Below are 25,153 nucleotides of genomic sequence, written 5' to 3' on the forward strand. Positions count from 1 at the left end.
ATGCAGTGGCGCTAGCATAAAAAGAGCAAACCCGCCTGAGAACGACGCAATTCAGATAAGCTGATGCGGCTTTTGCAGGGCCCGGAGTGGCTGGGGGCCGAGTCGGGATGGCCGGTCAATCGGCGCCGTCCAGCTCACCCAAGGCCGCCATCAGCTGCGCCGTGTAGGGGTGGCGCGGTGCCTCCATCACCTGCTCGGTGACGCCGCTCTCGACGATGCGGCCGCGCCGCATCACCGCCACCTGCTGGCACAGCAGGCGCACCACCTCCAGATCGTGCGAGACGAACAGCAGGCTCAGGCCCAGTTCGCGGCGCAAGGCGTCCAGCCGTTGCAACAGGCCCATCTGCACCGACACATCGAGTGCGCTGGTGGGCTCATCCAGGATCAGCAGGCGGGGCCGTACCCCGATGGCGCGCGCCAGCCCCACGCGGGCTGCCTGCCCACCCGAGAGCTGGTGCGGCAGGCGCTGCAGCAGGGCCTCGGGCAGCTGCGCGAGGGCCGCGGCCTCCAGCACCCGCCGCTGCAGCGCCTGGCCTGACAGACCGGCCAGGTGTTGCAGTGGCTGCGCGATTGCCTCCTGCGCGGTGTGGCGTGGGTTCAGGCTGCCGGCCGCATCCTGGAACACCAGCTGCACCTGCGCGCGCCAGGGCGCGCGTGCGGCGCGGCGTGCCGGCACCCGGGCCAGGTCTTCGCCGTCCAGCCGGATCTGCCCGCTGTCGGGGTCGGCCAGACGAGCCACCAGCGCGGCGGTGGTCGATTTGCCCGAACCCGATTCGCCCACCAGGCCCAGGGCCTGGCCGGCCTCGATGCGCAGCGAGACACCGTCCACTGCGCGCAGCACGGCCCGATCCCGCCCGGCCCGCTGCCCCGGGGCCGCGGGCAGGGGGTAGGTCTTCACCAGCGATTCCACTTCCAGCAAGGCCATCAGTTCAGGCTCCAGCAGGCCGCTTGATGAAGGGCTCCCGAGGGGGCTGAGGCCTGGGGGCGCCACTCGGGGGCCTGGGTGTCGCAACGCGTCTGCACCTGCAGGCAGCGCTCGGCAAAACGGCAGGCCGGCAGGTCGGCGCGGCCCAGGTCGGGCAGGCTGCCGGGCATGGCCTGCAGATCGCCCAGGGCCAGGCCGCGCTGGGGCGTGGCGGCGCGCAGGCCGCGGGTGTAAGGGTGCAGCGGGTGCTGCAGCACCTGGGCGGCAGGCCCGGTCTCCACCAGTTGGCCCGCGTGCATCACCGCCAGGTAGCTGCAATGCTGGCGCGCCATGGCCAGGTTGTGGGTGATGAGCAGGGTGGCCATGTGGCGCTCACTGGCCAGCCGGGTCAGCAGCTTCAGGATGGCGGCCTGGGTGGTGATGTCCAGCCCGGTGGTGGGTTCGTCGGCCAGCAGCAGACGGGGTTCGCGGCTCAGGGCCAGGGCCAGCAGCACGCGCTGGCACATGCCACCCGACAGCTCATGCGGATAGGCCTTGAGGCGGGCCGGGGCCTGGTCGATATCCACCTGCTCCAGCAGTGCCAGGGCCTGGGCCTGCGCCTGGGCTCGGCTCAAGGGGGCGCGGCTTTGCAGGGCGTCCTGCAGCTGCAGGCCGATGGGCCGCACCGGGTTCAAGGCCTGGCGCGGGTTCTGGAACACCATGGCCAGGGTGTGGCGACGCAAGTGCTGCCACTGGGCCGGCGTGGCGTTCAGCAGGTCTTGCCCGGCCACCCGCAGGCGGCCGCCCAGGATGCGGGCCGTGGGCGGCAGCAGGCCCATCACGGCCAGCGCCAACAGCGATTTGCCCGATCCGCTCTCGCCCACCAGGCCCAGGGTCTGGCCGGGCTGCAATTGCAGGCTCAGTCGTTCGACCGTGGCCAGCGCGGGGCGGCCGGATCTGTCGGCCGGGCCCGTGGCAAAGCCAATGCTCAGGTCGTGCACCTCCAGCAAGGGGCTGGAGGGCGGGTTGACCGCAGGGTGGATGGCGGGGTGCAGGTTGACGCTCATGATCGTTGACGGGGGTCCAGCAGGTCGCGGCAGGCGTCGCCGGCCAGGCTGAAGCTGAAGATGGCCGCAAACAGGGCCAGGCCCGGGAACAGGGCAGGCCACCATTGCCCGCTCAGGATGTGCTGCGCCCCTTCGCTCACCAGCACGCCCCATTCGGGCGTGGGCGGTCGCACCCCCAGGCCCAGAAACGACAGCCCGGCCCCGTTCAGGATGGCCCAGCCGAGGTTCAACGACACCTGCACCGCCAGCACCGGCCACAGACTGGGCAGCAGCACCTGCAGCAGCACGCGGGATTCACTCAAGCCGGCCAGGCGGGCGGCCTGTACCCAGGGCGCGTCGCGCCGAGAGGCCACTTCGGCACGGGCCAGGCGCAGGTAGAAAGGCAGGTTGATCACCGCGGTGGCCCACACCACACTGCTGACCGAGTTGCCCAGGGCCGCCACCAGGGCCAGCGCCACCACGAACAGCGGGAAGGCCATCAACACATCCACCAGGCGGCCCATCCAGCGGTCCAGCCGCCCGCCCACAAAGCCCGAGGCTGCGCCCAGCAAGGTGCCCACCGTGGCTGAGGCGCTGACGGCGCCCAAGGCCATCAGCACATCGAGCCGGGTGGCCGCCAGCACACGGCTGAACAGGTCACGCCCCAGCACATCGGTGCCGAACCAGTGCTGGGCCGAGGGCGCTTGCAAGGCCTGCTCCACCGCGGTGTGCAAGGGGTCCTGGGGCGCCAGCGCGGGGCCGGCCACGGCCAGTGCCAGCAGGGCGGCCAGCGGCAGCCAGGGCAGGGCAAGGCGAAGCTTGAAACCCGCCGGGGTGGCGGTTCCCTGGGGAAGTCTCTTGGGGCGTGGGCTCATTGCAGGTGTCGGGTGCGTGGGTCGACCACGCCATACAGCAGGTCGATGCCCAGGTTCACGGCCACGAACAGGGCGGCCACCAGCAGCACAAAGCCCTGCACCGGCGCATGGTCGGCGGCCATCAGCGCGTCCAGCGCGTAGCTGCCGATGCCGGGCCAGGCAAACAGCTTCTCGATCACCACATTGGCCCCCAGCATGTACGAGAACACCAGACCCAGGGTGGTGATGATGGGCAGCAGCGCGTTGTGCAGGGCGTACTGCAGCACGATCTGGCGCCGCGGCAGGCCCAGCGCGGTGGCGGTGCGCAGCGGCTCGCTTTCCAACACCGTGAGCAGGCTGGCCCGCGTCACCCGGGCCAGGGGCGCCAGCGAGAATAAGGCCATGGCCAGTGCCGGCAGCAGCAGGTGGCCGGCGGCCACGCGCCAGCCGGCCAGATCACCGGCCAGCAGGGTGTCGATCAGCAGAAAGCCCGTGCAAGGCGGTGGCGGCACCCGCACCATGTCGAAGCGGCCGATGGGTTCAGGCACCCAGCCCAGCTGCACATAGAACAGCTGGATCAGGCACAGCCCGCCCACAAAGGCCGGCAGGCAGCTGCCCATGCTGCAGCAGGCGCGGCACAGGTGGTCGCGCCACGAGCCTGGGCGCAGCGCCGCAGCGGTGCCCAGCGACAGGCCCAGCAGCAGGGTCAGAGCAAAGGCCAGCAGGGTCAGCTCCAGTGAGGCCGGCAGGCGCTGCATCAGGTCCTGGAGCACCGGCTGCCCGGTGGTGAATGATTGACCCCAGTCGCCCCGGGCCAGCTCCAGCAGGTAGCGGCCCAGTTGCTCGTGCAGCGGCCGGTCCAGCCCCAGCTGATGGCGGATGGCCTCGACCGCCTCGGGCCCGGCGCCGGGCCCTGAGGCCAGAAAGGCCGCTGGGTCGCCGGGCAGCACCCGGGTCAGCACAAAGGTGAACAGGGCGGCGCCCAGCAGCACCGGCACGGCCTGCAGGGCACGGCGCCCAAGAACGGAGAGAACAGAAAGCACGGAAGGCGCGCTCAGCATGGTGGGGTGCACGTCGGCCGTTCGGGGGCGAGGGGCTCAGGGCAGGGCATCAGGTTTTGCCGGCGTTGCCGCGCACCAGGGTGCGGAAATCCACCTGGCCATGGATGTAGTAGGTGAAGTCTTTCAGATCGGGGGCGCTGGCCAGTTCGAAAGTGGGCAGCCACAGCGGCAGGATGGGCAGCTCGCGCCAGGCGATCTGGATGGCGCGCTTGATCAGGGCGTCGTACTTGGGTTTGCTGGTTTCCCAGCGGGCCTGCTCTAGCAGCCGTGCCAGCTCGGCGTTGTCGAACGAGCCGAAGTTCCAGCGCCAGTCGCCCTGGAAGAAGATGCGGAAGAAGTAGTCCGGCTCATTGAACCAGGCCGACGAGGTGTCGATGAAGAAAGGCAGCTTCTTTTCGGTCTGCAAGGTGCCCCACTGGGCAGCGGGCACCTTCTCGATGCTGATCTCGATGCCCACCTTGGCCAGGGCCTCCTGGATCAGCAGCGCGGCAGGCTCCGAGATGGTGGCGTCGCCCACGCTGTAGCTGAAGCTGGTCTTGAAGCCCTGCGCCAGGCCGGCCTCGGCCAGCAATTGGCGGGCCTTCTGCAGCTGGGTGTCGTAGGGGTAGGGCTGGGGGAAATGGGCCTGCCTGGGCTCACCACCGGGGCCGCCGAACAGGGCCGCCCCGTGGCCCAGGCTGGCCCCGCGGAACAGGTTGGTGTAGGGCAGGGCGTAGGCCACGGCCTGGCGCACGCGCACATCGTCAAAGGGCTTGGCGCGGGTGTTGAAGGCCACAAAGCGGAAGGTGTTGGTGACCGGGATCAAGGTGGCGAACACCTTGCCCTGTTCCACCAGGGTGTCGATCTCGCGCGGGGGCAGTTGCAGGGCGATGTCGGCGTCGCCGCGTTGCAGCGCGGCGCTGCGCGTGGCCGCGGCCGGCACCACCTGGAACACGGCACGCCGGATCTGCGGCAGCGCGCCGCTCTTCCATTTGTCAAAGCGGGCGTAGACGATCTGCTGGCCCGGTGTCCAGCTTTCGATCTGGTAGGCGCCGCCGCCGGCCGCGTTGTTCTTCACCCATTCGGTGCCCCAGGGGTCGGCCGCCGTGGCGTGCTTGCGCACCAGCTCGGCGTTCAGCACCGAGGCAAAGGTGAGGGCCAGGTTGGGCAGGGTATAGCGGTCGGCCCGCTCCAGCGTGATGCGCAGGGTGTGGGGGTCCAGCACGGTGAACTGGCTGGGCTGGGTCAGCGAGCCGGTGGCCAGCTGGCGCTTCGAGGCGGGCAGGCTGACGGCACGGTCGAGCGACCACTTCACGGCCTCGGCGGTGACGGGCGTGCCGTCGTGGAACTGGGCATCGCGGCGCAGCTTGAAGGTCAGCACGCGTCCGTCGGCCGAGCTGTCCCAGGATTCGGCCAGCTCGCCGCGAAAGCGCGTGTGGTCGTAACGGTACACGCCCGAGGGCAGGCGGGTGCGTTCGAACTGGATCAGGCGGTCGTACACATTGGTGAAGGTGCCCAGCGATTCGCGGCTCACGCCCTCACCGTGCGGGTCGCGCGAATTGGGCGTGCCTTCGGCCAGCACACGCACGCTGTCGGTGCGGCTTTGGGCCAGGGCCAGGGGGCTGGCGCCCAGCGAGGTCAGGAGCAGGCCGGCGCTGCCGCCGGTGTGCAGAAAGGATCGTCTTTGCATGGTGGATTCTCTGATGGGGCGTTGGAGGGGGTTCACAGCGAGGCGTGACGCCGGGGCGTGCTGCCGTTGAGCCAGTGGTCGCCGACCACGTGGTATTTCCAGCGGATGGGGTCGTGCACGGTGTGGGTGCGGGCGTTGCGCCAGTGGCGGTCCAGGTTGTGCTCTTCCAGCGTGGATTGGGTGCCGCCCAGCTCGATGAGGGTGCTGCTGGCGTCCAGCGACAAGGTGGTGCTGAGCACCTTGGCTTCGGCCACGGCGATCGAGGCCTCGGTCACCGCCTGGGCGCTGTCGGCGCTGCCTTCAAGGGCCTTGGCCCGGTCCAGCCGTTGACCGCCGCGCTCCAGCATCAGCTCGGCCGCGTGCAGCCGGATCACCAGCTCGCCGATGCGGTGCAGGCTCAGTGGGTCCTGGCTGGCCTGGGCCACACCGCTGTCAGCCCAGGGGCGGGCGCGCTCGCGCACCCAGTGGCGCAGGTCGGCCAGTGCCGCGCGGGCAATGCCCAGGTCGATGGCCGCGTGCAGCAACTGGGCATAAGGGCCGTGGATGGTCGGCGGCTCGAACAGGCGGTGCCGTTCGAACAGTTGCAGCGGCTCGATCAGCACCTGCTCGGCCGTCACGCTGCCGCTGGCGGTGGTGCGCTGGCCGAAGCCGGTCCAGTCGTCAGCCACCTGCAGGCCCGGGGCGTGACGTGGCACATAGGCCAGCACAGCGCGGTCATCGTCGTCCAGGGCCGCCACGGGCACCCAGTGGGCCAACAGGGCGCCGGTGCTGTAGGCCTTGCGGCCGTTCAGGCGAAGCTGGCCGTCCGGCCCGCGGCTGACGCGGGTGGTGACCACCTTGCTGTTGGCAGTACCGGTCTCCGACACCGCATTGCCCAGCCGTTGGCCGGCCAGCACCTGGGCAAAAAAGAAGCGCTGCTGCTCGGCATTGCCGATCAGGCGCACCGCATCCACCAGGCAGAAATGGTTCTGCGGGATCTGGCCCAGCGCCGGGTCGGCCTCGGAGATCAGGGCTGTGACCTCGGCCAGCGTGGTGTGCGACACCTCGGCCCCGCCGTGGCTGCGTGGCACCGTGATGCCCCACAGCCCGCTCTGCGAAAAACGCTCCACCTCGGCCCAGGGCAGGCGGCGTTCGCGGTCGCGTGCGGCCGCGCCGGGGGCCAGTTCCGCGGCCAGTTCGCGGGCCACGGCCAGGGCGTGGGCGTCGTCACGGATCACGGCAACGCCGGTTTCTGAGGGGCTGGGCTGAGCAATGGTGGTGGACACGGTGGTGGGCTTGGGTGAGGTGAAGAGAGAGGTCAGGGACGCGGTGCGGGTCGGCCGGCATGAGGGGGGCAGGCCGTGGCCTGGCGCGCCTGGGCGCCAGGGTGGGCGGCGGGCAGGTGGGGCCCGTGGCCAGTCAGCTTTTCGCGCAGGGTGCCGGGGGCATAGGCGGTCTTGTAGCGGCCCAGGGCCTGCAGGCGAGGCACCACCAGGTCGATGAAGTCGACAAAGCATTCGGGGGTCACGGTGCGCACCAGGTTGAAGCCGTCCACCCCGGTGTGGTCGGCCCAGTGCAGCAAGGCGGCGGCCACCTCATCGGGCGAGCCCACGATGGGGTTGATGCGGCCACCCAGGGGCATCTGGGCCAGCAGTTCCCGCACCGTCACGGCGCCGTCGGGCCCATGGCCCGCGCTTTGCGCCAGCGAACGCACGATGGACTGGATGCCCTCACCCAGGCTGTCCGGGCGGATCGGCTCGTCGGGCGCGTAGCGCGAGAAGTCGATCCCGGTGGCGCTGGCCAACTGCACCAGGGCGGCCTGGGGGCGGGCATGGCGGGCGTAGTCGGCGTACTTGTCACGGGCCTCGTCGGCATCGCGCCCCACCACCACCTCCAGCGAGGTGAGCAGGCGGTAGCTGTCGCGCGGGCGGCCCTCGGCCTGCAGCGAGCCCGCGAGCTGCTGCACCAGTTGGGCCGTGCCCTGCAGCCCCTGGTTGGGCAGAAACAGCGCCTCGGCATGACGGGCGGCAAAGCGCAGCCCGCGGGCCGATGCCCCGGCCTGGAACAGCAAAGGCGTGCGCTGGGGTGAAGGCTCGCTGAGGTGGATGGCCTCCAGCTGGTAGTAGGGCCCTTGGTGGCGCACGGTGCGCACCCGTTCGGGCCGCGTGTACTGGCCGCTGGCCGGGTCGGCCAGCACCGCATCGTCGGCCCAGCTGCCTTCCCACAGCTGGTAGACCAGCGCCATGTAGTCGTCGGCCCGGTCGTAGCGCTCGTCGTGTCGGGTCTGGCTGGGCTGGCCGTGGGCACGGGCCGTGCTGTCGAGAAAGCCCGTGACGATGTTCCAGCCCAGGCGCCCCTGGCTCAGGTGGTCCAGGGTGGACATGCGCCGGGCAAACAGGTAGGGGGGCTCGTGGCTCAGGTTGGCGGTGATGCCAAAGCCCAGGTGTTGCGTGACCGCCGCCATGGCAGGCACCAGCACCGCCGGGTCGTTGGCCGGCACCTGCACACCGGCCTCCAGCGCCGCCTCAGGGCCACCGCCATAGACGTCGTACAGGCCGACTGCATCGGCCAGGAACAGGCCGTCGAACAGCCCGCGCTCCAGCGTCTGGGCCAGCGACTGCCAGTAGTGGATGTCGGTGTAACGCCGGGCCTGGTCGCGCGGGTGCCGCCACAGGCCGTGGGCCAGGTGGCCCACGGTATTCATGTCGAAGGCGTTGAGCAGCAGCTCGCGGGGCACGGTGCGGGGCTTCAGAACGGGGTGCTGCCCGACAGGCTGATGCGTTTGAGCACGCGGCGCTGGGCCGGGTCGAATTCGGTGCGGCCGTGCAGCGTGATCTGGTTGTCCCAATACACCACGTCGCCCACCTGCCAGCGGTGGGTGTAGGCAAAGCGATCCTGCAGCAGGTGGGCGCGCAGGCGTGCGATCAGGGCCGCGCCGGCCTGGGGCTCGTAGCCCACCAGCTCCACCTCGGTGCCTTCACCCAGGAACAGGGCACGGCGGCCGCTGTCGGGGTGGGTGCGCACCAGCGGGTGGGCCACCCAGGGCGTCACGGGTTCGATGTCGGGTGTGCGGTAGTTGACCTTGCCGCCGGGCAGCGGCTTCTTGGAGCGCAAGAAGGGGTTGTAGGTGATCAGCTGCAGGCCGTCGATCTCGCGGCGGGTGGCCTCGTCCAGCGTGTCGTAGGCCAGGGCCAGGTTGCGCCAGGTGGTGTCGCCCCCCTGGGTGGGCACCTCCAGGGCCAGCAGCAGCGAGCCGGCCGAGGGCTGGGGTGTCCAGTGGTGGTCGGCGTGGGCCGGCAGCTCGTGGTTGCCCAGCAGGCCGTCGTCCACGTTGGACACGCGCACCACGTCGGGCGTGTTGCCATACGGGTCCGAGCCCAGCACCGGCGCGTTGCGCGGGGGCGTGAACACGGTGCCGAAATGCAGCGTGAAGTCGAGGTACTGCTGATCGCTGGGCGACTGGCCAGAGAACACCAGTATGTGGTGGCGCCGCAGCGCCGCCTTCAGGGCCAGCACCTGGGCTGCAGTGGGCCGATCGCGCAGGTCGATGCCACTGACCCGGGCCCCCAGTGGCGCGTCCAGCGGAGTGATGTGCAGCGTGCCCAGGTTGTTCGAGTCCAGGCGGACGGGGGTTGTCTCGGTGTCGGTGGGGCGGAGTACGGCGGACATGGCGACCCTTGTCATTGGCCGCTTGCGGCAGCCGGGTTGTGGATGGTTGGAATCGAAGGGGATGCTAGGGGCCGCCCCATGGCCCACCAAGGAAGAAAAGCAGATATGCACATGCGGGGGCGGGGCGGGTGGCAGGCAAGGCAGGCGGCCCCGCCCGGTGCCGACTTCTCCCTGCAATCCCTGGACAAAGCTGTGGACAAGCCGTGCCCTTGGCCTGCAAAGCGGTGCTAAGCCATTGATTTGAAAGGGCTTGCCTTGCCCTGCTTAATTATTGGGCAGGGCAAGGCAGGCGCCGTGGCCTCAGGCTTGCGCTGCTGCGAGTTCAGTGGCGGCGGTCGCAGCCTCAGGACCCCGCCAGAGCGCCTGCGCGTACAGCGCCTCGGTGAAGTCGGGTGGCACCGGGGCATTGAAGCGCTGCTCGTGCAGGGGCCAGTCGCTCAGGAACAGCGACTGGCTGATGTGGCGCACCACGCGCGGCACGTCGCGGCGCAGGCTGGGCACGTCGCCCAGGGGCAGGCCGCTGCTCACAAAGCCGCCCGGGTTGTAGATGTGGATGTGCTGCAGCCAGGGGGCGGTGCCGGGCACCTTCTCCTGCAGCTCGCTGCCCAGGCCCAGGTAGGGGTGGCTGGCCAGGCCCTCATGGCGCTCGTGGGCTGGCGGCTGATAGCGGTCGCGCCATTGGGCGGCCAGTGGGGCCAGGCTGGCCAGCTCGGGGCGCAGGGCCAGGTCGGCGTGGAAGCCGGTGCCGGCAATCACATAGTCGAAGTCGAAGCGTTCACCGCCCACCTCGGCACGCACCACGCCCTCATGGGCCTGGGCGGCCTGCCAGGTCACGCCCAGGTGCAGATGGAACTGCGGGTGCTTGAGCACGCGCTGGATCGAGTCGGCCGGTGCGGTCGAGCCGGCCTGCTGGTAGCGCAGGGCCTGGGTCCAGCGCACCGCATCGGGCAGCAGTGGGTAGTTGTCGTAGGCGCCGGGGTAGCCACGGGCACGCAGCACGGGCAGGGCGGCCAGGTGCTCGCGCCGGGCAAACAGGCGCACCTCGGCGGCGCCCTGTTCCAGGGCCACGCCGGCGGCGTCAAAGGCCGAGGCGGCCCCACCGATCACGGCCACGCGGCGGTTGCGCAGGGCATTGAAGTCGATCAGGTCGGAGGTGTGGGCCCACAGCTTGCGCGGCAGGGCCGCCACCACGGTCGGCACGTTCGGGCCACCGCTGCCGGCCACGCCATTGCCCAGGATCAGCTTGCGCGTGGTCTCGGTGCGGGGCTGGCCGGCCACCTCCAGGTGCAGGCGCAGGTGCTCGGGCACCAGGCCCTGGGCGGGCACGGGTTCGATGCGCAGCAGCCGGGTCTGGTAGCGCACCTGCAAGCCAGTGATCTCGCGGAACCAGCTCAGGTACAGCGGCCATTCGAGGCGCGGGATGCGGTCGAGCGCGGCAAAGGCGGCCTCGCCGTGGCGCGCCTCGTACCACGCCTGAAAGCCCAATGCAGGCAAGCCCAGTTCAGGGCCCACCAGGTTCTTGGGTGTGCGCAGTTGCTGCATGCGGGCGCGGTGGCGCCACAGACCGGCGCCGGCCTCGTCAGCCGCGGCATCGATCACGTTGAGCTTGCGGATGCCGGCGCGCTGCAGCGCAAAGGCAAAGGTACTGCCGGTGTGCCCCGAGCCCACCACCGTGACATCGTGGTCGATGCCCGGGTGCGGGCTGACCCAGTTGTCGGGCGGAGCGCCGATCCAGCGCAGGGTTTGCAGGGCGGCAGCGTCCAGGGAGGGGTCGATGTGTGACATGGTGTGCGGGCCGCGGACGGGCGCGGTCATCGTTGGGGTTGAACAGGTTGACGACCATGTTCACGCCGTGGCCCGGCCAGGGTCAATTGAGATTTCCGTCTGTGCTTATGCGGGGGTGAGGTGCTCTTGCAGACCCCGCACCGCACGGGCGCTTCAGGCGGCACGCTGCAGTGCAACGGGCGCCTGAGGGTGGCCGTGCTGCGCTGCTGCGAGCAGGCTCCGGGTGTAGGGGTGGCTGGGAGCGGCGAACAGGGCCGAGGCCTCGCCCTGCTCGACGATGCGCCCCTGATGGAAGACCAGCACCCGGTCGCTGATGTGCTGCACCACGCCCAGGTCGTGCGATATGAACACCAGCGCCGTGCCCAGGCGCAGGCGCAGCTCGGTCAGCAGGTCCAGCACCTGGGCCTGCACATGGATGTCGAGCGCCGACACGGGCTCGTCGCACACGATGGCCGCGGGCTGGGCAGCCAGGGCGCGGGCAATCGCCACGCGTTGGCGCTGTCCCCCCGACAGGCTGCGCGGATGCCGCGCCAGCACGGCAGCAGGCAGGCCCACCTGGTCAAGCAGTTGGGCCAGGCGGCGTTGGCGGGCTGGTTTGTCCTGCGGCGGCAGGTTCTCTGCCACGATGCGGGCCACGTCGTAGCGCGGATCGAACGAGCTCAGCGGGTCTTGTGGAATGTATTGCAGCTGGGGGCGCAGGGCGCGGCGCTGGGGTTCGGCCACGCCGCTCCAGGGCAGTCCCTGCAACAGCACCTGCCCGCTGTCGGGCTCCTGCAGGCCCAGCAGGATGCGGGCGCAGGTGCTCTTGCCCGAGCCCGACTCGCCCACGATGCCCAGCACCTCGCCGCGCTGCAGATCAAACGACACCTCCTGCAGCGCGCTGTGCTGCTGGGCGCCGCTGCCAAAGTGCTTGCTGACCTGCTGCACACGGATCAAGGGCTCTTGCGAGGTCTCTGAAGTCTGTGATGGCGCCGCAGCCTGTCCAGCCGGGCCGGCGCTTCGGCTTGGCAGGGCCGTGCGTTGGATGAGCACCCGCCCATCGGGCCATTCCTCGGCGCGCGCGCTGGCCAGCCAGTGTCCGCGCGAGGCGGCCGAGGGCACCGATGCCAGCAGTTGGCGGGTGTAGGCGTGGCGGGGGCGGCTGAGCACCTGGTCGGTGGGGCCGGCATCCACCACCTGGCCGTGGCGCAGCACGATCACGCGCTGAGCCATGCGGGCCACCAGGGCCAGGTCGTGGCTGATCAGCAGCAGGCCGATGCCCTCCTGCACGCGTTGGGCCAGCAGCTCCAGCACCTGGGCTTGCACGGTCGCATCCAGGGCCGTGGTGGGTTCGTCCGCGATCAGCAGGCGCGGGCGGGCCGCCATGGCGGCCGCGATCAGGGCGCGCTGGCGCAAGCCTCCCGAGAGCTGGTGGGCATATTGGCTGGCGCGCTGCTCGGGGTGGTCCATGCCGGCCTCTTGCAGGGCCTGCAGGGTCCGCACGCGCACCGCGGCGCGGTTGGGCAGCAGGTGGTGGCGCAGCAGGGTTTCTTCGACCTCCTGCCCGATGGTGCGCAGCGGGTCCAGCGAGACCAGCGCATCCTGCATCACCAGCCCGGCCAGGGTGCCGCGGCGCTGGCGCCACTGTCGGGGGCTGAAGTTCAGGGCGTTTTCGCCAGCCAGTTGCAGGCGTTCGGCCTGCACCAGCAAGCCCTCGCCCGCAAGGCCCAGCAGGGCGCGTGCGCTCAGGCTTTTGCCCGAGCCCGATTCGCCCACCAGGGCCACACATTCGCCAGCGGCAATCTGCAGGCTGAGGTTCTGCACGAGCCGGGTCTCCTGGTCGCGCCGACCGGTGCTGATCTGCAGGCCGGCCACATCGACCAGCCAGTGGGGATCGTGGCTCATTGGCGGCCCTCGAAGCGGCGTTGCAGGTGCTGGCCCAGCACCGAGAAGGCCAGCACCGAGGTGGTGATGGCCAGGCCCGGGAACAGGCCGGCCCACCAGGCAACCCGCAGGATGCCGCGTCCTTCGGCCAGCATCACGCCCCACTCGGGCGTGGGCGGCTGAGGGCCCAGACCCAGAAAGCTCAGGCCCGAAACGGCAATGATGGCGCTGCCCACATTGATGGTGGCAATGACAGGCACGGCCACCAGCACATTGGGCAGCAGGTGGCGCAGCAGGGTGTCGAGGCGGCTGCGCCCGTAGATGACGGCTTGCGTCACATAGTCGGCGCGGCGCACCAGCAGGGTCTGGCTGCGCACCACGCGGCCGAACTTGGGGATGCCCGCGATGCCGATGGCCAGTGCGATGTTGAACAGCCCCGGGCCCAGGAAGGTGACCACCAGCAGGGCCAGCAGCACGGCGGGGAAGGCCGACAACACGTCGAACAGGCGGCTGATGCCTTCGTCGCGCCAGCGGCCGCCCAGGCCGCTGGCCACACCCAGCAGGACCCCGACGCTGACGCTGATGGCCATGGCGGCCAGCCCGATCAGCAGCGAATACCGGGCCCCATGGACCACGCGGGTGAACACATCGCGGCCGAGCTGGTCGGTGCCGAACGAGTGCTCGGGCCCGGGCGCCAGCAGGCCTTGGGTGATGTCGCCCGACAGCGGGTCATCGCTGCTCAGGCTTTGCGGGAAGGCCGTGACGCCCGCCAGCACGGCGATGAAGACTGCGGCCAGCACGGCACCCCAGGGCCAGTGGGCCAGGGTGCGCACAGAGGAGGCCGCTGAAAATCGGTTCGCGTTCTCGCCCGTGGTCGCGGGCACGGAATCTGCAGGCAAGGTGCTCATGGTGTTTGCAGTCGGGGGTCGATCGCCAGGTAGAGCAAGTCGAGGGCGGTGGAGACCAGCACATAGACAAAGGCGGCCAGCAGCACCACGGCCAGCACCACGGGCACGTCCTGCGACAGCACTGCGTTGAGGGTGACGGTGCCCAGGCCGGGGCGGCCGAACACCTTCTCGGTGATCACCGCACCGCCCAGCAGGTTGCCCACCAGCCAGCCGCCCAGCGTGACGGCGGGCAGCAGGGCGTGGCGCAGCACATGGCGCAGGCGCACCGCCAGCTCGCCCAGGCCGCGGGCACGCACGGTGGTCACGAAGGGCTGTTCCAGGGCCTTTTCCATGGCTTCGCGCAGCACCTGGGTCAGGATGCCGGCGGTGGGCAGGGCCAGGGTGACGGTGGGAAGCACCAGGGCCCGCCAGCCCTCATCCCCCGAGACCGGGAACCAGGGCAGCCGAAACGAGAACGCCATCAACAGCAGAATGCCCAGCCAGAACACCGGCACCGAGGCGCTGCCCAGCTCCAGCGTGGCGGCCAGACGCCGTGCCGGGCCGGGGCGCCCTGCGGTCAGGGTGGCCAAGGTGAGGGCGATCAGCGCGGCCAGTGCGCCGGCCAGCAAAGCCAGGGTGACCGTGGGCAGCACCTGTGAACCGATGATGCTGCTGACGGGCTGGCGCATCACATACGAGCTGCCGAAGTCGCCGTGCGCGATGCGCACGATGAAATCCAGGTATTGCACGGGCAGGCTGCGGTCCAGGCCCCATTCGGCACTGATGGCCTCTTTCAGGCCGGGCAGCTCCAGGTCGCCGGCCAGGATGTCCTGGATGCGGCCCGGCAGCGAATGCAGCGCCACAAAGGTGGCGCTGGCGGCCAGCCACATCACCAGCAGGGCGCTGCCCAGGCGCAGCAGGGCGGCTTTCAGCACAGGGTGGGTGGATTGCATGTTGGCAAAGAGGTGCTGCAAGGGCCAGGATGGCTTATTTGCGCAGCCACAGGTCGTGCGAGTTGGAGGGCGAGTCGAGTTGGGCCTCGAAGCTGATGCCCTCGACCTGGCGCTTGGCGGCCACCACATAGTGGGGGGCGAACAGCGGCACGATGTAGGCCCGGTCCACTGCGATCTGCTGGATCTTGTCGAGCAGCGCCTGGCGTTTTTTCAGGTCGCTTTGCAAGCGGGCTTCGTTGATCAGGCCGGTCAGCTCGGTGTCGACCTTGCCGGCGTCCGGCACGGTCTTGGTGTACAGAAAGCCGGTGTCGCCCAGCACATCGCGCAGCTCCAGGGCAGCATCGGCCGGGTTCAACGTGTTGGGGTAGATCGACCAGCTGGCGTCAGCCAGCGATTTGGTCCACTCGCCGTTGTTCACGATGCGCAGGTTCAGGTCCAGCCCGATGTTCTTGCGCAGGGCTGCCTGGATACCCTGGATCAACAGGTCGCGGTTGTCGCGCACATAGGGTTGTGGGTAGCCCACCTCGATGCTCAGGCGCTTGCCGTCCTTGGTGCGGTAGCCCTGGGCATCGCGGCCCGTCCAGCCGGCCTCATCGAGCAGCTTGTTGGCCTCGGCGACGCGGTGGCCCCAGGTGCCGGCCAGGCGCGGGTTGTAGCCCGAGTTGTCGGGTCCGATGTTGGACCAGGCCCGGGGCACCGTGCCCAGGTAGATGCTCTTGACCAGGGCGTCGACGTCAAAGCCGTCGCGCAGTGCGCGGCGCACCCGGATGTCGGTGGCCACCCCGCGGCGGTAGTTGATGTTCAAGGTGAATGAAGTCTGCGACGAGGGACCGGTCAGCAGCTTGAAGCCGGGTACATCCTTGAAGGCACTGATGTCGGTGGGCTGCACGCCCTCGATGAGGTCCACCTGGCCAGAGCTCAGTGCACCGGTGCGCACCGCGTATTCGGGCAGGAAGCGGTAGGTCACGCGGTCCAGGTAGGCCGGGCCGGTGTGCTGGGCAAAGGCGGGCGCCCACTGGTAGGCCGGGTTCTTGCGAAAGCTCACCGACTGGCCACGCTGGTACTGATCGAAGATGAAGGGCCCGGTGCCCACCAGGCCCGGCCCGCCCGAGCACAGATCGGCCTCGGCCGCCAGGGTCTTGGGTGACAGAAAGCCCAGCTTGACGCTGGACACCGATTCGAGAAAGGCCGAGTCGGGCTGCGACAGCACGACCTTGGCGGTGTAGGGGCCCACCACCTCGGTGCGCAGGTAGAACTCCAGGAAGGAGGCGGCCGCGGCACTGCTCTTGGGGTTGCGGATGAAGTCGAAGTTGGCCTTCACGGCCTCGGCATTGAAGCGTTCACCGTCGTGAAAGCGCACGTCTTCGCGCAGCTGGAAGGTGTATTCCTTGCCATTGCCGGACACGCTCCACGATTTGGCCAGCCAGGGCACAAAAACGCCATCGCTGCGCTTGCCCACCAGCGAGTCGATGTAGTTGCGGATCACCAGAAAGGCGTTTTGCTGCGACGAGCGATGCGGGTTGAAGCAGGCGGGTTCGGTGGTCACGCCCCAGGTCAGTTGGCCGCCGGCCACGCCGGCTTCGTTGGACCAGGCAGTGCCATGGGCGGCCAGCAGGGCCAGCAGAGACAAGGTGGGCAGGGCCGTCAGAGACGACAGGGCGGGGCGGTGGTGGGTCATGAGGGCAGCAACAAGGGAAGGCATAGGCGCCGGGGCGGTAGATCAGAAGTGCATTGCGGCGTGTTGATCTGTCGCAACAAATGCCCTGGACGATACGGTTCGGCCTGTCCCTCGCGAACGAACAAAAACAAGGCTCGATAGAACAAAAAAGAAGGGCCTTGCGGGCAGCACGGCGGCGGTCTGTCCGCGCTCAGAGCAGGGCGGTGCTCAAGCTGGGGGCGGCCAAGGCGCCTGCGGGCCGCCAACCCAGTTCAGGGGCAATCAGGTGCACAAAGTCGTGCAGGATCTGCGCGTAGTCTTGCGCGGGCAGGTCATAGGGCAGCTCCAGCCGCAGTTCGCTGACCTGGGCCACGATGGGGTCGCGCTGCAACTGCTGCAGGATGGCATCGGCGCTGCCCACCAGGTCTGGGGCAAACAGGGTGCGGCGCGGGCCTTGTGGCGCCAGCGTGCGTGCGTGGCGACTGTCGGCAAAGGCCTGGTAGCGGCGGCGTGTGGCTGGGGTGGCGCTGTCCCAGGGCACGATCACCCGGCCCAGCGCCACGCGGGGAGCCACCGGCCCCTGGGTGGCCTGCCAATGCTGACGGAAAAGGCCCAGCTGCCGGGCCTGCACAGCCCAGAAATCGTCGCTCTGTTCGCCCTGGTTGAGGTTGCCGATCAGCAGGTGAAAGCCATGGCGCCCGGCCCATTCGGCCGAACGCAGCGAGCCGCCGCCATACCAGAGCCGATTCACCAGCCCGGGCGACTGCGGCTGCAGGCGGGGGCGCTGGGCACCGGCCGGCGATTCGATCCGATCACCGTCGTCGCCTATCCAATCACCGCTGAGGTTGTGCCGCAGCCGCAGCACGCGCTGGTGCGAGAAGTCAATCTGCGCTGGGTCGGCGTCAAAAAGGCGCTCGCCCAGCAGAGCGCCCAGCGGCGGTGCGCCCGCACTCAGGCCCACCTGCAGGCGCCCGTGCGACAGCACGTCCACCGTGGCCAGGTCTTCGGCCAGCCGAAAAGGGTTCTCGTAGCCCATCTGGATCACGGCCGCACCCAGCTCGATGCGCTGGGTGCGTTGTGTGGCCGCGGCCAGAAAGGTGCTGGCAGAGGAGACGCCGCGCTCCAGGTGCCGCTGGCGCACCCAGGCCCCGTTCCAGCCCTGGGCCTCGCCGGTGGCCAGCAGTTGCAAGGCCTCTTCAAGACCCTGGGCAGGGTTGGCCTCGTCGTAGTTGCCGGGAGTCAGGAAGGCAATGCGGTCGATGCGCACAGGCATGGTGCTCAGAACTTGGGCAGGCCCGGTGGGTTGACCTCGGACTTTTCCACCGCCTCGGTCTGCAGGCTCCAGCGCGCCAGGGCCTGGCCGTAGCGGCCGCTGCGGATCAGGCCATTGGTGGCCGCAGCCAGGGCCTCGACCAGGCCGCTGCCCTTGCGGGTGGTGATGGCCACGTCGGCCTTCAGCGGCCAACCCGCATTGACGGTGCCAGCCAGCCGGGTCTTGCCGTCGAGGGCGGCCTTGTAGGCCTGCGGTGCGTGGGGGTTGAAGTTGGCATCGGCCCGGCCCGACAGCAGGGCCACGGTGGCGGCGGCATCGTCGTCGTAGTACTGCAGGTCGAGCGCCTTCAGGCCCTGGGCCAGGTTCTGGCGGTTCCACTCCAGCAGGATGCGCTCCTGGATGGTGCCCGAGCCGGTGATGATGCGCAGACCGGCCACGTCCTTGGGCTCGCGCAGCGACTTGATGGGGCTGTCGGTCTTGACGAAGAAGCCGTGCAGACCCAGCCGGTAGGTGTTGAAGTCGAACTTCTCCTTGCGCTGCTCGGTCACGCCCACGTTGGAGATGACCGCGTCGTACTTGCCCGATTGCAGGCCCAGCGGCCAGTCGGCCCAGGCCACGGGCACCAGTTGCAGCTTCAGGCCCAGGGCGTCGGCCACCAGCTGGGCATAGTCGGGGTCGAAGCCCACCGGGGTGCGCGCATCGGTGGCGTAGGTGGCGATGGGGGGCGCAAACGGATGGATGCCCACGGTCAGTGTGCCCTCCTGGGCCCATTTGAAGTTCTTGGGCAGCAAAGCGATGGCCGCCGGGTTCTTGTCGGCGCGCACGCGGGCGGCCTGCTGGGGGCTGAAGTCAAAGGCATCGGCGGCACCAGCGGCAACAGCGCTGGGGCTGGCCAGGGTGAGGGCGCTCAGGGCCAGGGTGAGCAGCAGCGTGGCATGGCGTCGGGAGATCATGGTGCGTAGGGTCCTTGGGGCAGAAAAATCAGGCGGGCTTGCGTGCATCGATACGTGCGGGAGGCCACTCAGCCGTGGTGGCAGGCAGCCGCGGTCAGGAACAGCGCCAGCAGGCCCCATTGGGTGAGGCGCAGCGCCAGGGTTGGCGAGAGGCGGGTGGATCGCAGCAGGCGCTCAGACAGCGAGGCGTCAGGCGCGATGGCGGCAGCTTGTTCAGGCAGGGCAGAGATGGGCATGAAAGACTCTTTCAGGGCAGGGTGCTCACAGCACCTGGGCCAGGAATGCTCGGGTACGGGGGTGCTGGGGCGCCGACAGCACCTGGGCGGGCGGACCGGCCTCCAGCACCCGCCCTTGCTCCATGAAGACCACCGTGTCGGCCACCTCGCGGGCGAAGCCGATCTCGTGGGTCACCACCACCAGGGTGGTGCCCGAGCGGGCCAGTTCCTGGATCACATCGAGCACCTCTTTCACCAGTTCGGGGTCGAGGGCCGACGTGGGCTCGTCGAACAGCAGCACCTTGGGGCTGAGCGCCAGAGCCCGGGCGATCGCCACACGCTGTTGCTGGCCCCCGCTGAGCTGGCGCGGGTAGGCATGGGCCTTGTCGGCCAGACCCACCCGCTGCAACAGTTCCAGGGCCAGGGTGTGCGCCTGTGTTTCGGGCAGGCCCAGCACGGCGCGCGGGGCCTCGGTCAGGTTCTCCAGCACGCTCAAATGCGGGAACAGGTTGAAAGACTGGAAGACCATGCCCACATCGACGCGGCGGCGCAGGATGTCTTTTTCTTTCAGCTCATACAGGGTATGGCCTTGCTGGCGGTAGCCGATCAACTCGCCATCGATGGCGATGAAGCCCTCGTCCACCCGCTCCAGGTGGTTCAGGCTGCGCAGCAGGGTGGATTTGCCCGAGCCCGAAGGCCCGATGATGACCGTGACGCTGCTCGCCGGCAGGTGCAGGTTCACGTCTTGCAGCACCTGCAGGGCGCCGTAGTGCTTGTGCACCCCGCGCACCGTGATCTCGCCACCGCGTTGCGGGCTGGCCAGCCAGCCCGCCGTGGCCGCCGGGGTGCAGGGGCAGGCAAGGGGCGTGGTGACTTGGGGCTGTGCCTGGGGCCGGCTGGCACGCCGCAGCCAGCGTTGCCACAGCGAAGGCACGGCCTCACGCAGTGCCCCACGGGCGTAGCGCCGCTCCAGTTGGGCCTGCACCAGCGACAGCACTGACAGGATCACCAGGTACCACACGGTGGCCACCATCAGCAGGGGCACCACTTCAAGGTTGCGCCGGTAGATGACCTGGATGGTGTAGAACAACTCGGGCAGCGCCAGGATGTAGACATTGGAGGTGCCCTTGGCCAGGCCAATGATGTCGTTGAAGGCCGTGGGCAGGATGCTGCGCATGGCTTGCGGCAGCACGATGCGCAAGGCCTGGCGACGCCGTGGCAGGCCCAGGGCGGCGGCGGCCTCGAGTTGGCCGCGGTCCACCGACAGAATGCCGCCGCGGATGATCTCAGACGAGAACGCGGCCTGGTTCAGGGTCAGCCCCAGCACAGCGGCAGCAAAGGGGCTGATCAGTTGGGTGGTGGGGTAGCTGAAGAAAGTGATGTCGGTGTAAGGCACGCCCAGCCACACGTTTTCGTACAGGTAGCCCAGGTTGTTCAGGATCAACAGCAGCACGATCAGCGGGATGGAGCGGAACACCCAGGTGTAGCCCCAGGCCAGGCTGGCCAGCAGGTGCGAGCGCGAGACGCGGGCCGCCGCCAGCAGCCCGCCCAGCGCAAAGCCGAACAGCGCGCCCAGCGCCGTCAACAGCAGGGTGCGACCCAGGCCCACCAGCACCGGCTCGGCCAGAAACCATTCGGCGAAAACCCCCCAGCCCCAGCGTGGGTTGCCAAGCACCGACTGGCCCAGCGCCAGCAGCAGCACCGCAGCCAGCGCAGTACCGATCCAGCGCGCGGTGTAGCGCGCCGGGACCACGCGGTAGTGCGAAAAATCGCCGGACGCTGGTGTGCCGGCATCTGGGGGCGTCGAGGCCTCGGCGGGTGGGGTGGAGCCGGTGGCCGGTTTGGCGCCGGGCAAGGGCAAGGTGGCAGACATGGTGAGGGGCCGGAATAGGCAGTGGGTGGGCAGTGGGTGGGCAGTGGGGTGGCCGGAGATCAGGCGGCCGAGGCCAGGGCCTCGGGCTGGGCCACCGAGGCCGGGGGCGTCGGCAGCCATTTCTCGAAAGGCAGGGTGCGGTGGATCTCGGGGTCGATGCTGCGGTCGTACAGCGCTGTGTAACCCCAACCCAGGTACAGGCCCACGGCCTCGGGCTGGCGGCAGCCGGTGGTGAGGTAGATGCGCCGATAGTGCTGGCGCGCGGCCTGGGCCTCCAGCTCGATCAGGATGCGCCGGGCCAGCCCCTGGCGGCGCAGGTCGGCCCGGGTCCAGATGCGTTTGAACTCGGCGGTCTCGGCGTCAAAGCGCTTGAACGCACCGCCCCCGATGGCCACGCCGTCGCGCATCAGCAAGACAAAATTGCCATGGGGCACGGCAAAGTCGCTGGCCGGGTAGCGTTCCATTTCAGGGGGCACGCCCTCTTCATCGAACAGATTGCCGTAGCGGCTGTCGTATTCCCAGGTCAGGGCTTCAACCAGGGGACGGGCCCGCGCGTCGTCGGGGCTGGTGTACAGAAAGGCGTCAGGCATGGCCAGCTTGAAGTGCTCGGATCCTGTCGGGCGCTCAGGCCGCGTGGGCCAGTGTGGCATCGGCGGCCGCGCCATCCAGCGCGCCGTTGGCGTAGCGGCTGGGTTTGCGGGGCAGGCCCAGGTGGTCGCGCAGGGTGTGGCCGCTCAATTCACGCTGGTAGCGCCCGCGTGCCTCCAGAATCGGGATCACATGGGTGATGAAATCCTCCAGCCCCTGGGCCAGCAGCGGAAAGCCCAGGATGAAGCCGTCGGCCGCACCCTCGTCCACCCAGCGGATGATCTCGTCGGCCACCTGCTCGCCCGTGCCCACGAAGCGCGAGCGCGGCGTGGCCACTTCCAGTGCCACCTCGCGCAGGGTCTGGCCACGTCGGCGGGCTTCGAGCTTGATGCGGTCAGTGGTCGACTGGAAGCTGTTGCGCCCGATCTCGCCCAGCTCAGGAAAGGGTTCGTCCAGCGGGTATTGGCTGAAATCGTGGTGATCAAAGAAGCGGCCGAGGTAGGCCAGGGCTTCGTCAATGTTGAGCAGCTCGCGGATCGCGCGGTACTTGGCCTCGGCCTGCGCCTCGGTGGCGCCCACCACCGGACCGATGCCAGGGAACACCTTCACATCGCTGCCCTGCCGGCCCTGTGCGATGGCGCTGTCCTTCACCTGGCGCAGGAACTGGCGTGTCTCCTCGACCGAGGGCGAATGGGTGAACACCGCGTCGGCGTACTTGCCGGCCAGGCCGATGCCCGCGGGCGAGGAGCCGGCCTGGAAGATCACCGGCTGGCCCTGGGGCGAACGCCCGATGTTGAGTGGCCCGGCCACCTCGAAGAAGCGGCCCTTGTGATTCAGCGTGTGCAGCTTGTCGGGGTCAAAGAACTGGCCGGTCTCGCGATTGCGCACCACGGCGTCGTCGTCCCAGCTGTCCCACAAGCCCTGGGTCACCTGCAGGTATTCGTCGGCGATCTGGTAGCGCAGCGCGTGCTCGGGGTGGGCGCGGCCATAGTTGGCGGCCGTGCCTTCCAGAGGGGTGGTGACCACGTTCCAGCCTGCTCGCCCCCCGCTGATGAGGTCGAGCGAGGCGAACTGCCGCGCCACGGTGAAGGGTTCGCTGTACGAGGTGGACACAGTTCCCGCCAGGCCGATCTTGGAGGTGACGGTGGCCAGTGCTGACAGGATGGAGATGGGTTCGAAGCGATTGAGAAAGTGGGGGATTGACTTGGCGTTGATGAACAAGCCATCGGCGACGAACGCAAAGGCGATGCCGGCCGCCTCGGCACGGCGGGTGGTGTCGATGTAGAAGTTCAGGTTGACGCTGGCATCCGCCGGGCCCGAGGGGTGCTTCCAGGCGTTCATGTGGCCGCCTGCACCTTGCAGCATCAGGCCGAAGATGATGGGTGGCCGGTGGCCTGGCTGGGCTGGTGAGTTGCTCATGGCGGCTCCTGTCGGGTGATGGGCTTCGGTGGGGGGCGCTTCAGGCCGCGACGGCGTGCAAGGCCTCGGCCAGCAGTTCGATCGAGCGGCGGCGCGCCGCAAAGGCGGGCACCGGGGTGTCGATCACGAATTCGGGGATGCCGAAGCGTTGGTGCAGGCGCTCCAGCTCGGCGTGGACCTGTTCGGCATCGCCCGCGATCACATGCGGGCGGGTCTCTTCGATGCGGTAGTCACCCACCCCGGCCTGGCGCGCAAACTCGGCTGCGGCTTCGGGCGTGGGCAGGTTGAAGCTCAGGCCGCCCGGCAGGTGCAGCTTGTGGATGCGCAGTTCTCCCACCTGTTGCACCGCCTGGGCCGCCTCAGGGGCGGCAAAAGCATACAGGGCCAGCGAAGGCACCCGGCCGCGCACGCGGTGGTAGGCCTCGATGCTGCGTTCGATGTTGTCGGTGTCGCCATTGAAGTGCCCGGCATAGCAGAAGTCCCAGCCCAGCTCGGCGGCCAGGGCCGCGCTGCCGGGGCTGGCGCCCAGCAAGACCTGTTGCGGGGGCGTGGCGAGCTGCGGCGTGATCCAGGCCTTGTCGGGCGGGCCCTCGGGGGGTGGCACATCCCGCAGCCAGCCGTCCAGCTCCAGCAGCAGCGATTCGAAGCTGGCCGGGTGGCGTGCATCGTGCCGGCTTTGCAGCGCCCGGGTGGACAGCGGCAGTCCGCCGGGCGCCTTGCCAATGCCGAGGTCCACCCGGCCTGGGGCCAGGGCGGCCAGCACGCGGAAGGTCTCGGCCACCTTGTAGGGGCTGTAGTGCTGCAGCATCACCCCGCCCGAGCCCACCCGGATGCGCGAGGTGCGCGCCAGGATGTGGGCCACCAGCACCTCGGGGGCGGCCCCGGCCAGGCCGGTGCTGCCATGGTGCTCGGCCACCCAGAAGCGGTGGTAGCCCAGTACCTCGGCACGTTCGGCCTGCGCCACGGTGTGCGCCAGCGCCTGGGCAGCGGAGGCACCTTCGGGTACCGGGCTTTTGTCGAGCAGCGAGATCAGGTAGGACACGGCAGGCGGCCGCACAGCGGCAGGGAGTTCGATGCCGCGGATTCTCGGCCGCAGGGTCGCGCAAGGGTAGGCCGATTTGCGCATATGAATATCTGCTGGCGGCACGGGTCCGGGCGTCGGCAGGTGCTTTTTGCTCTAATGCACCAACCACCTGTGCTGCCATGACTTACGCATCTTCACTCCTGCTGCTTGCCGCGGTGTACCTGGCCGTGCTGGCCAGCCCCGGGCCCAATTTCTTCATCCTCAGCCAGCTCTCGCTCGAGGGGCGACAACGCGATGCGCGCTGGACCGTGCTGGGCCTGGTGACGGGTTCGGTGCTGTGGGTGGTCTTGTCGATGGCGGGCCTGTCGGCCCTGCTGCTCAGTCACCACCCTGGTGGCAGCGGCCGTGCGCCTGCTGGGGGCTGCCTACCTGGTCTGGTACGGGGCCGGCTTGTTGCGGTCTGCATTCAGCCTGCGGGCCGGTGTACATCGACCCGGCCCGGTGCCGCTGGTGGCCACGTCGACGGCTGCAGTGGCCTACCGGGTGGGCTTGATGACCGGGCTCACCAACCCCAAAGGCGCCGTGTTCTGGACCAGCGCCTTCGCCACCTTGCTGCCGGAGGCGGCACCCGCCTGGTTCCAGGCGCTGGTGGTGCTGACGGTCTTGCTGATGTCGCTGGGCTGGCATCTGGGCATCACCGTGGTGTTCGGCTTGCCAGCGCTGCGGCAGCGCTATTTGCGGCTGGAGCGCGCCATCAATGGGGTGGCCGGTGGTGCGCTGGTGTTGCTGGGTGTGCAGCGGGTGGTGGGGCGGTGAGTGCCAGGATGGGTGTGTGGGGCATGGCGTTTTGCCGGGCCCGGGGTGTCAACCCGTTCTAAACTGTCGGCGCTCTCATCCGTGCCCTTGGATGAGGATGGATGTTTGCACAGGAGCCCCCATGAAGCGCTTGACCATGTCCCTGGACGACGACCTCGCCGATGCGTTTGACGCCATCGTCAGCGAGCGGGGCTATGAGAACCGGTCCGAGGCCTTTCGCGATCTTTTGAGGGCCGATCTGGGCAAGGCCCGGCAGCAGGACAACCCCGACGGTTTGTGCGTGGCCACGCTGAGCTATGTGTACAACCACCACCAGCGGCAATTGGCCCTGCGCTTGACCGACCTCCAGCACGAGCACCACGAGCTCACCATCTCGACCACCCATGCCCACCTGGACCACGATCATTGTGTGGAGGTGGTGATCCTGCGCGGCCAGACCCGGCTGGTGCAGGCCTTTGCAAAATCGGTCACCACCCAGGCGGGCGTCAGTCACGGGGCGCTGCACATCGTGCCGCTGGCGGCACACCACGCCCACGGGCATGAGCACCTGGTGCCCGTGGTGGGTGCAGGCACCAGGCCGGTGCGCTAGCGGCCCAGGCCGCTTTCTGGGGTGCCTGCCTGTCTGCAGATGGCATGGCACGGATTTTGTATGATCATTTCTGGAT

The 25,153-nt window shown here is 69.2% G+C and carries 22 protein-coding genes and 1 pseudogene; 3 read left to right on the forward strand and 20 right to left on the reverse strand.

All coding sequences use genetic code 11. The annotated features are described in order from the left end of the window. Positions 1-115 precede the first annotated feature (115 nt). The 20 genes from L880_RS36130 to L880_RS0100445 all read right to left on the reverse strand — a co-directional run bounded on the left by L880_RS36130 (position 116) and on the right by L880_RS0100445 (position 23,690). Positions 116-925 (reverse strand): ABC transporter ATP-binding protein, encoded by an 810-nt coding sequence (locus L880_RS36130; RefSeq protein WP_051442909.1) that lies wholly within the window; start codon positions 923-925, stop codon positions 116-118. Then, positions 925-1,971 carry an ABC transporter ATP-binding protein gene (locus tag L880_RS36135; protein ID WP_051442910.1) on the reverse strand — a complete coding sequence of 349 codons (1,047 nt, stop codon included), beginning with the start codon at positions 1,969-1,971 and terminating at the stop codon, positions 925-927. The genes L880_RS36130 and L880_RS36135 overlap by 1 nt, the downstream gene beginning before the upstream one ends. Further along, positions 1,968-2,825: an ABC transporter permease gene (locus L880_RS31040; RefSeq protein ID WP_157462518.1), complete on the reverse strand. Its 858-nt coding sequence runs from the start codon at positions 2,823-2,825 to the stop codon at positions 1,968-1,970. Before L880_RS31040 ends, L880_RS36135 begins: the two co-directional genes overlap by 4 nt. Next, positions 2,822-3,847 (reverse strand): ABC transporter permease, encoded by a 1,026-nt coding sequence (locus L880_RS0100360; protein WP_027473977.1) that lies wholly within the window; start codon positions 3,845-3,847, stop codon positions 2,822-2,824. Before L880_RS0100360 ends, L880_RS31040 begins: the two co-directional genes overlap by 4 nt. Positions 3,848-3,914: 67 nt before the next feature. Continuing rightward, entirely contained in the window at positions 3,915-5,534 is a 1,620-nt protein-coding gene (locus tag L880_RS0100365; RefSeq protein ID WP_027473978.1) for an ABC transporter substrate-binding protein, read from the reverse strand. A 32-nt stretch (positions 5,535-5,566) separates the two neighbouring features. Then, complete coding sequence (locus L880_RS0100370) at positions 5,567-6,799, reverse strand: SfnB family sulfur acquisition oxidoreductase (RefSeq protein WP_027473979.1); 1,233 nt, start codon at positions 6,797-6,799, stop codon at positions 5,567-5,569. A gap of 32 nt (positions 6,800-6,831) precedes the next feature. Continuing rightward, the gene (locus tag L880_RS0100375) at positions 6,832-8,250 is read right to left on the reverse strand and encodes an LLM class flavin-dependent oxidoreductase (RefSeq protein WP_027473980.1); all 1,419 of its coding nucleotides are present in this window, start codon (positions 8,248-8,250) and stop codon (positions 6,832-6,834) included. Positions 8,251-8,261: 11 nt separating this feature from the next. After that, positions 8,262-9,182 carry a TauD/TfdA dioxygenase family protein gene (locus L880_RS0100380; protein WP_084460851.1) on the reverse strand — a complete coding sequence of 307 codons (921 nt, stop codon included), beginning with the start codon at positions 9,180-9,182 and terminating at the stop codon, positions 8,262-8,264. Positions 9,183-9,482: 300 nt separating this feature from the next. After that, positions 9,483-10,967, reverse strand: coding sequence for a SidA/IucD/PvdA family monooxygenase (locus tag L880_RS0100385; RefSeq protein ID WP_043328161.1), 1,485 nt, complete (start codon positions 10,965-10,967; stop codon positions 9,483-9,485). Positions 10,968-11,120: 153 nt separating this feature from the next. Next, a complete protein-coding gene (locus L880_RS31045; RefSeq protein WP_051442911.1) occupies positions 11,121-12,851 on the reverse strand; it encodes a dipeptide ABC transporter ATP-binding protein in 1,731 nt (576 codons plus the stop codon). Beyond that, the gene (locus tag L880_RS31050) at positions 12,848-13,738 is read right to left on the reverse strand and encodes an ABC transporter permease (RefSeq protein ID WP_084460853.1); all 891 of its coding nucleotides are present in this window, start codon (positions 13,736-13,738) and stop codon (positions 12,848-12,850) included. Before L880_RS31050 ends, L880_RS31045 begins: the two co-directional genes overlap by 4 nt. Next, positions 13,735-14,670 carry an ABC transporter permease gene (locus L880_RS0100400; protein ID WP_245614851.1) on the reverse strand — a complete coding sequence of 312 codons (936 nt, stop codon included), beginning with the start codon at positions 14,668-14,670 and terminating at the stop codon, positions 13,735-13,737. The genes L880_RS31050 and L880_RS0100400 overlap by 4 nt, the downstream gene beginning before the upstream one ends. A 34-nt stretch (positions 14,671-14,704) precedes the next feature. After that, entirely contained in the window at positions 14,705-16,348 is a 1,644-nt protein-coding gene (locus L880_RS0100405; protein ID WP_043328015.1) for an ABC transporter substrate-binding protein, read from the reverse strand. A 190-nt stretch (positions 16,349-16,538) separates the two neighbouring features. Continuing rightward, positions 16,539-17,600, reverse strand: a complete 1,062-nt coding sequence (locus L880_RS0100410) for an LLM class flavin-dependent oxidoreductase (RefSeq protein ID WP_027473985.1) — start codon at positions 17,598-17,600, stop codon at positions 16,539-16,541. A gap of 5 nt (positions 17,601-17,605) precedes the next feature. Next, positions 17,606-18,553, reverse strand: a complete 948-nt coding sequence (locus L880_RS0100415; protein WP_051442912.1) for an ABC transporter substrate-binding protein — start codon at positions 18,551-18,553, stop codon at positions 17,606-17,608. A gap of 68 nt (positions 18,554-18,621) precedes the next feature. Next, the gene (locus L880_RS35385) at positions 18,622-18,789 is read right to left on the reverse strand and encodes a hypothetical protein (protein ID WP_157462519.1); all 168 of its coding nucleotides are present in this window, start codon (positions 18,787-18,789) and stop codon (positions 18,622-18,624) included. Between the two features lie 25 nt (positions 18,790-18,814). Beyond that, positions 18,815-20,641 (reverse strand): amino acid ABC transporter permease/ATP-binding protein, encoded by a 1,827-nt coding sequence (locus L880_RS36585; RefSeq protein WP_084460944.1) that lies wholly within the window; start codon positions 20,639-20,641, stop codon positions 18,815-18,817. A gap of 59 nt (positions 20,642-20,700) precedes the next feature. Continuing rightward, the gene (locus L880_RS0100435; RefSeq protein ID WP_027473988.1) at positions 20,701-21,231 is read right to left on the reverse strand and encodes a GNAT family N-acetyltransferase; all 531 of its coding nucleotides are present in this window, start codon (positions 21,229-21,231) and stop codon (positions 20,701-20,703) included. Positions 21,232-21,265: 34 nt separating this feature from the next. Further along, a complete protein-coding gene (locus L880_RS0100440) occupies positions 21,266-22,648 on the reverse strand; it encodes an LLM class flavin-dependent oxidoreductase (protein ID WP_027473989.1) in 1,383 nt (460 codons plus the stop codon). A 40-nt stretch (positions 22,649-22,688) separates the two neighbouring features. Beyond that, entirely contained in the window at positions 22,689-23,690 is a 1,002-nt protein-coding gene (locus L880_RS0100445; RefSeq protein ID WP_027473990.1) for an LLM class flavin-dependent oxidoreductase, read from the reverse strand. Positions 23,691-23,851: 161 nt separating this feature from the next. Between L880_RS0100445 and L880_RS36775 the strand changes: the two are divergent. From L880_RS36775 to nikR, 3 genes and pseudogenes are all read left to right on the forward strand, one after another. Further along, a pseudogene (locus L880_RS36775) lies at positions 23,852-24,040 on the forward strand (LysE family transporter); the annotation flags it as partial. Positions 24,041-24,065: 25 nt separating this feature from the next. After that, entirely contained in the window at positions 24,066-24,488 is a 423-nt protein-coding gene (locus L880_RS31060; protein ID WP_051442913.1) for a LysE family transporter, read from the forward strand. Positions 24,489-24,609: 121 nt separating this feature from the next. Next, positions 24,610-25,077, forward strand: coding sequence for a nickel-responsive transcriptional regulator NikR (gene nikR, locus L880_RS0100455; protein ID WP_027473991.1), 468 nt, complete (start codon positions 24,610-24,612; stop codon positions 25,075-25,077). Positions 25,078-25,153: the final 76 nt, after the last annotated feature.

Origin of the sequence: Curvibacter gracilis ATCC BAA-807, from assembly GCF_000518645.1 — a bacterium.
GTDB classification, from domain to species: domain Bacteria; phylum Pseudomonadota; class Gammaproteobacteria; order Burkholderiales; family Burkholderiaceae_C; genus Curvibacter; species Curvibacter gracilis.

What these genes read in the sequence shown, in the direction of transcription:
- L880_RS0100415 (WP_051442912.1), bottom strand. Translation starts at nt 18,553, where the DNA reads ATGATCTCCCGACGCCATGCCACGCTGCTGCTCACCCTGGCCCTGAGC.
- L880_RS0100405 (WP_043328015.1), bottom strand. Translation starts at nt 16,348, where the DNA reads ATGACCCACCACCGCCCCGCCCTGTCGTCTCTGACGGCCCTGCCCACC.
- L880_RS31050 (WP_084460853.1), bottom strand. Translation starts at nt 13,738, where the DNA reads ATGAGCACCTTGCCTGCAGATTCCGTGCCCGCGACCACGGGCGAGAAC.
- L880_RS31045 (WP_051442911.1), bottom strand. Translation starts at nt 12,851, where the DNA reads ATGAGCCACGATCCCCACTGGCTGGTCGATGTGGCCGGCCTGCAGATC.
- L880_RS36130 (WP_051442909.1), bottom strand. Translation starts at nt 925, where the DNA reads ATGGCCTTGCTGGAAGTGGAATCGCTGGTGAAGACCTACCCCCTGCCC.
- L880_RS0100435 (WP_027473988.1), bottom strand. Translation starts at nt 21,231, where the DNA reads ATGCCTGACGCCTTTCTGTACACCAGCCCCGACGACGCGCGGGCCCGT.
- L880_RS0100380 (WP_084460851.1), bottom strand. Translation starts at nt 9,182, where the DNA reads ATGTCCGCCGTACTCCGCCCCACCGACACCGAGACAACCCCCGTCCGC.
- L880_RS36585 (WP_084460944.1), bottom strand. Translation starts at nt 20,641, where the DNA reads ATGTCTGCCACCTTGCCCTTGCCCGGCGCCAAACCGGCCACCGGCTCC.
- L880_RS0100410 (WP_027473985.1), bottom strand. Translation starts at nt 17,600, where the DNA reads ATGCCTGTGCGCATCGACCGCATTGCCTTCCTGACTCCCGGCAACTAC.
- L880_RS0100440 (WP_027473989.1), bottom strand. Translation starts at nt 22,648, where the DNA reads ATGAGCAACTCACCAGCCCAGCCAGGCCACCGGCCACCCATCATCTTC.
- nikR (WP_027473991.1), top strand. Translation starts at nt 24,610, where the DNA reads ATGAAGCGCTTGACCATGTCCCTGGACGACGACCTCGCCGATGCGTTT.
- L880_RS0100365 (WP_027473978.1), bottom strand. Translation starts at nt 5,534, where the DNA reads ATGCAAAGACGATCCTTTCTGCACACCGGCGGCAGCGCCGGCCTGCTC.
- L880_RS31040 (WP_157462518.1), bottom strand. Translation starts at nt 2,825, where the DNA reads ATGAGCCCACGCCCCAAGAGACTTCCCCAGGGAACCGCCACCCCGGCG.
- L880_RS0100400 (WP_245614851.1), bottom strand. Translation starts at nt 14,670, where the DNA reads ATGCAATCCACCCACCCTGTGCTGAAAGCCGCCCTGCTGCGCCTGGGC.
- L880_RS0100385 (WP_043328161.1), bottom strand. Translation starts at nt 10,967, where the DNA reads ATGTCACACATCGACCCCTCCCTGGACGCTGCCGCCCTGCAAACCCTG.
- L880_RS36135 (WP_051442910.1), bottom strand. Translation starts at nt 1,971, where the DNA reads ATGAGCGTCAACCTGCACCCCGCCATCCACCCTGCGGTCAACCCGCCC.
- L880_RS35385 (WP_157462519.1), bottom strand. Translation starts at nt 18,789, where the DNA reads ATGCCCATCTCTGCCCTGCCTGAACAAGCTGCCGCCATCGCGCCTGAC.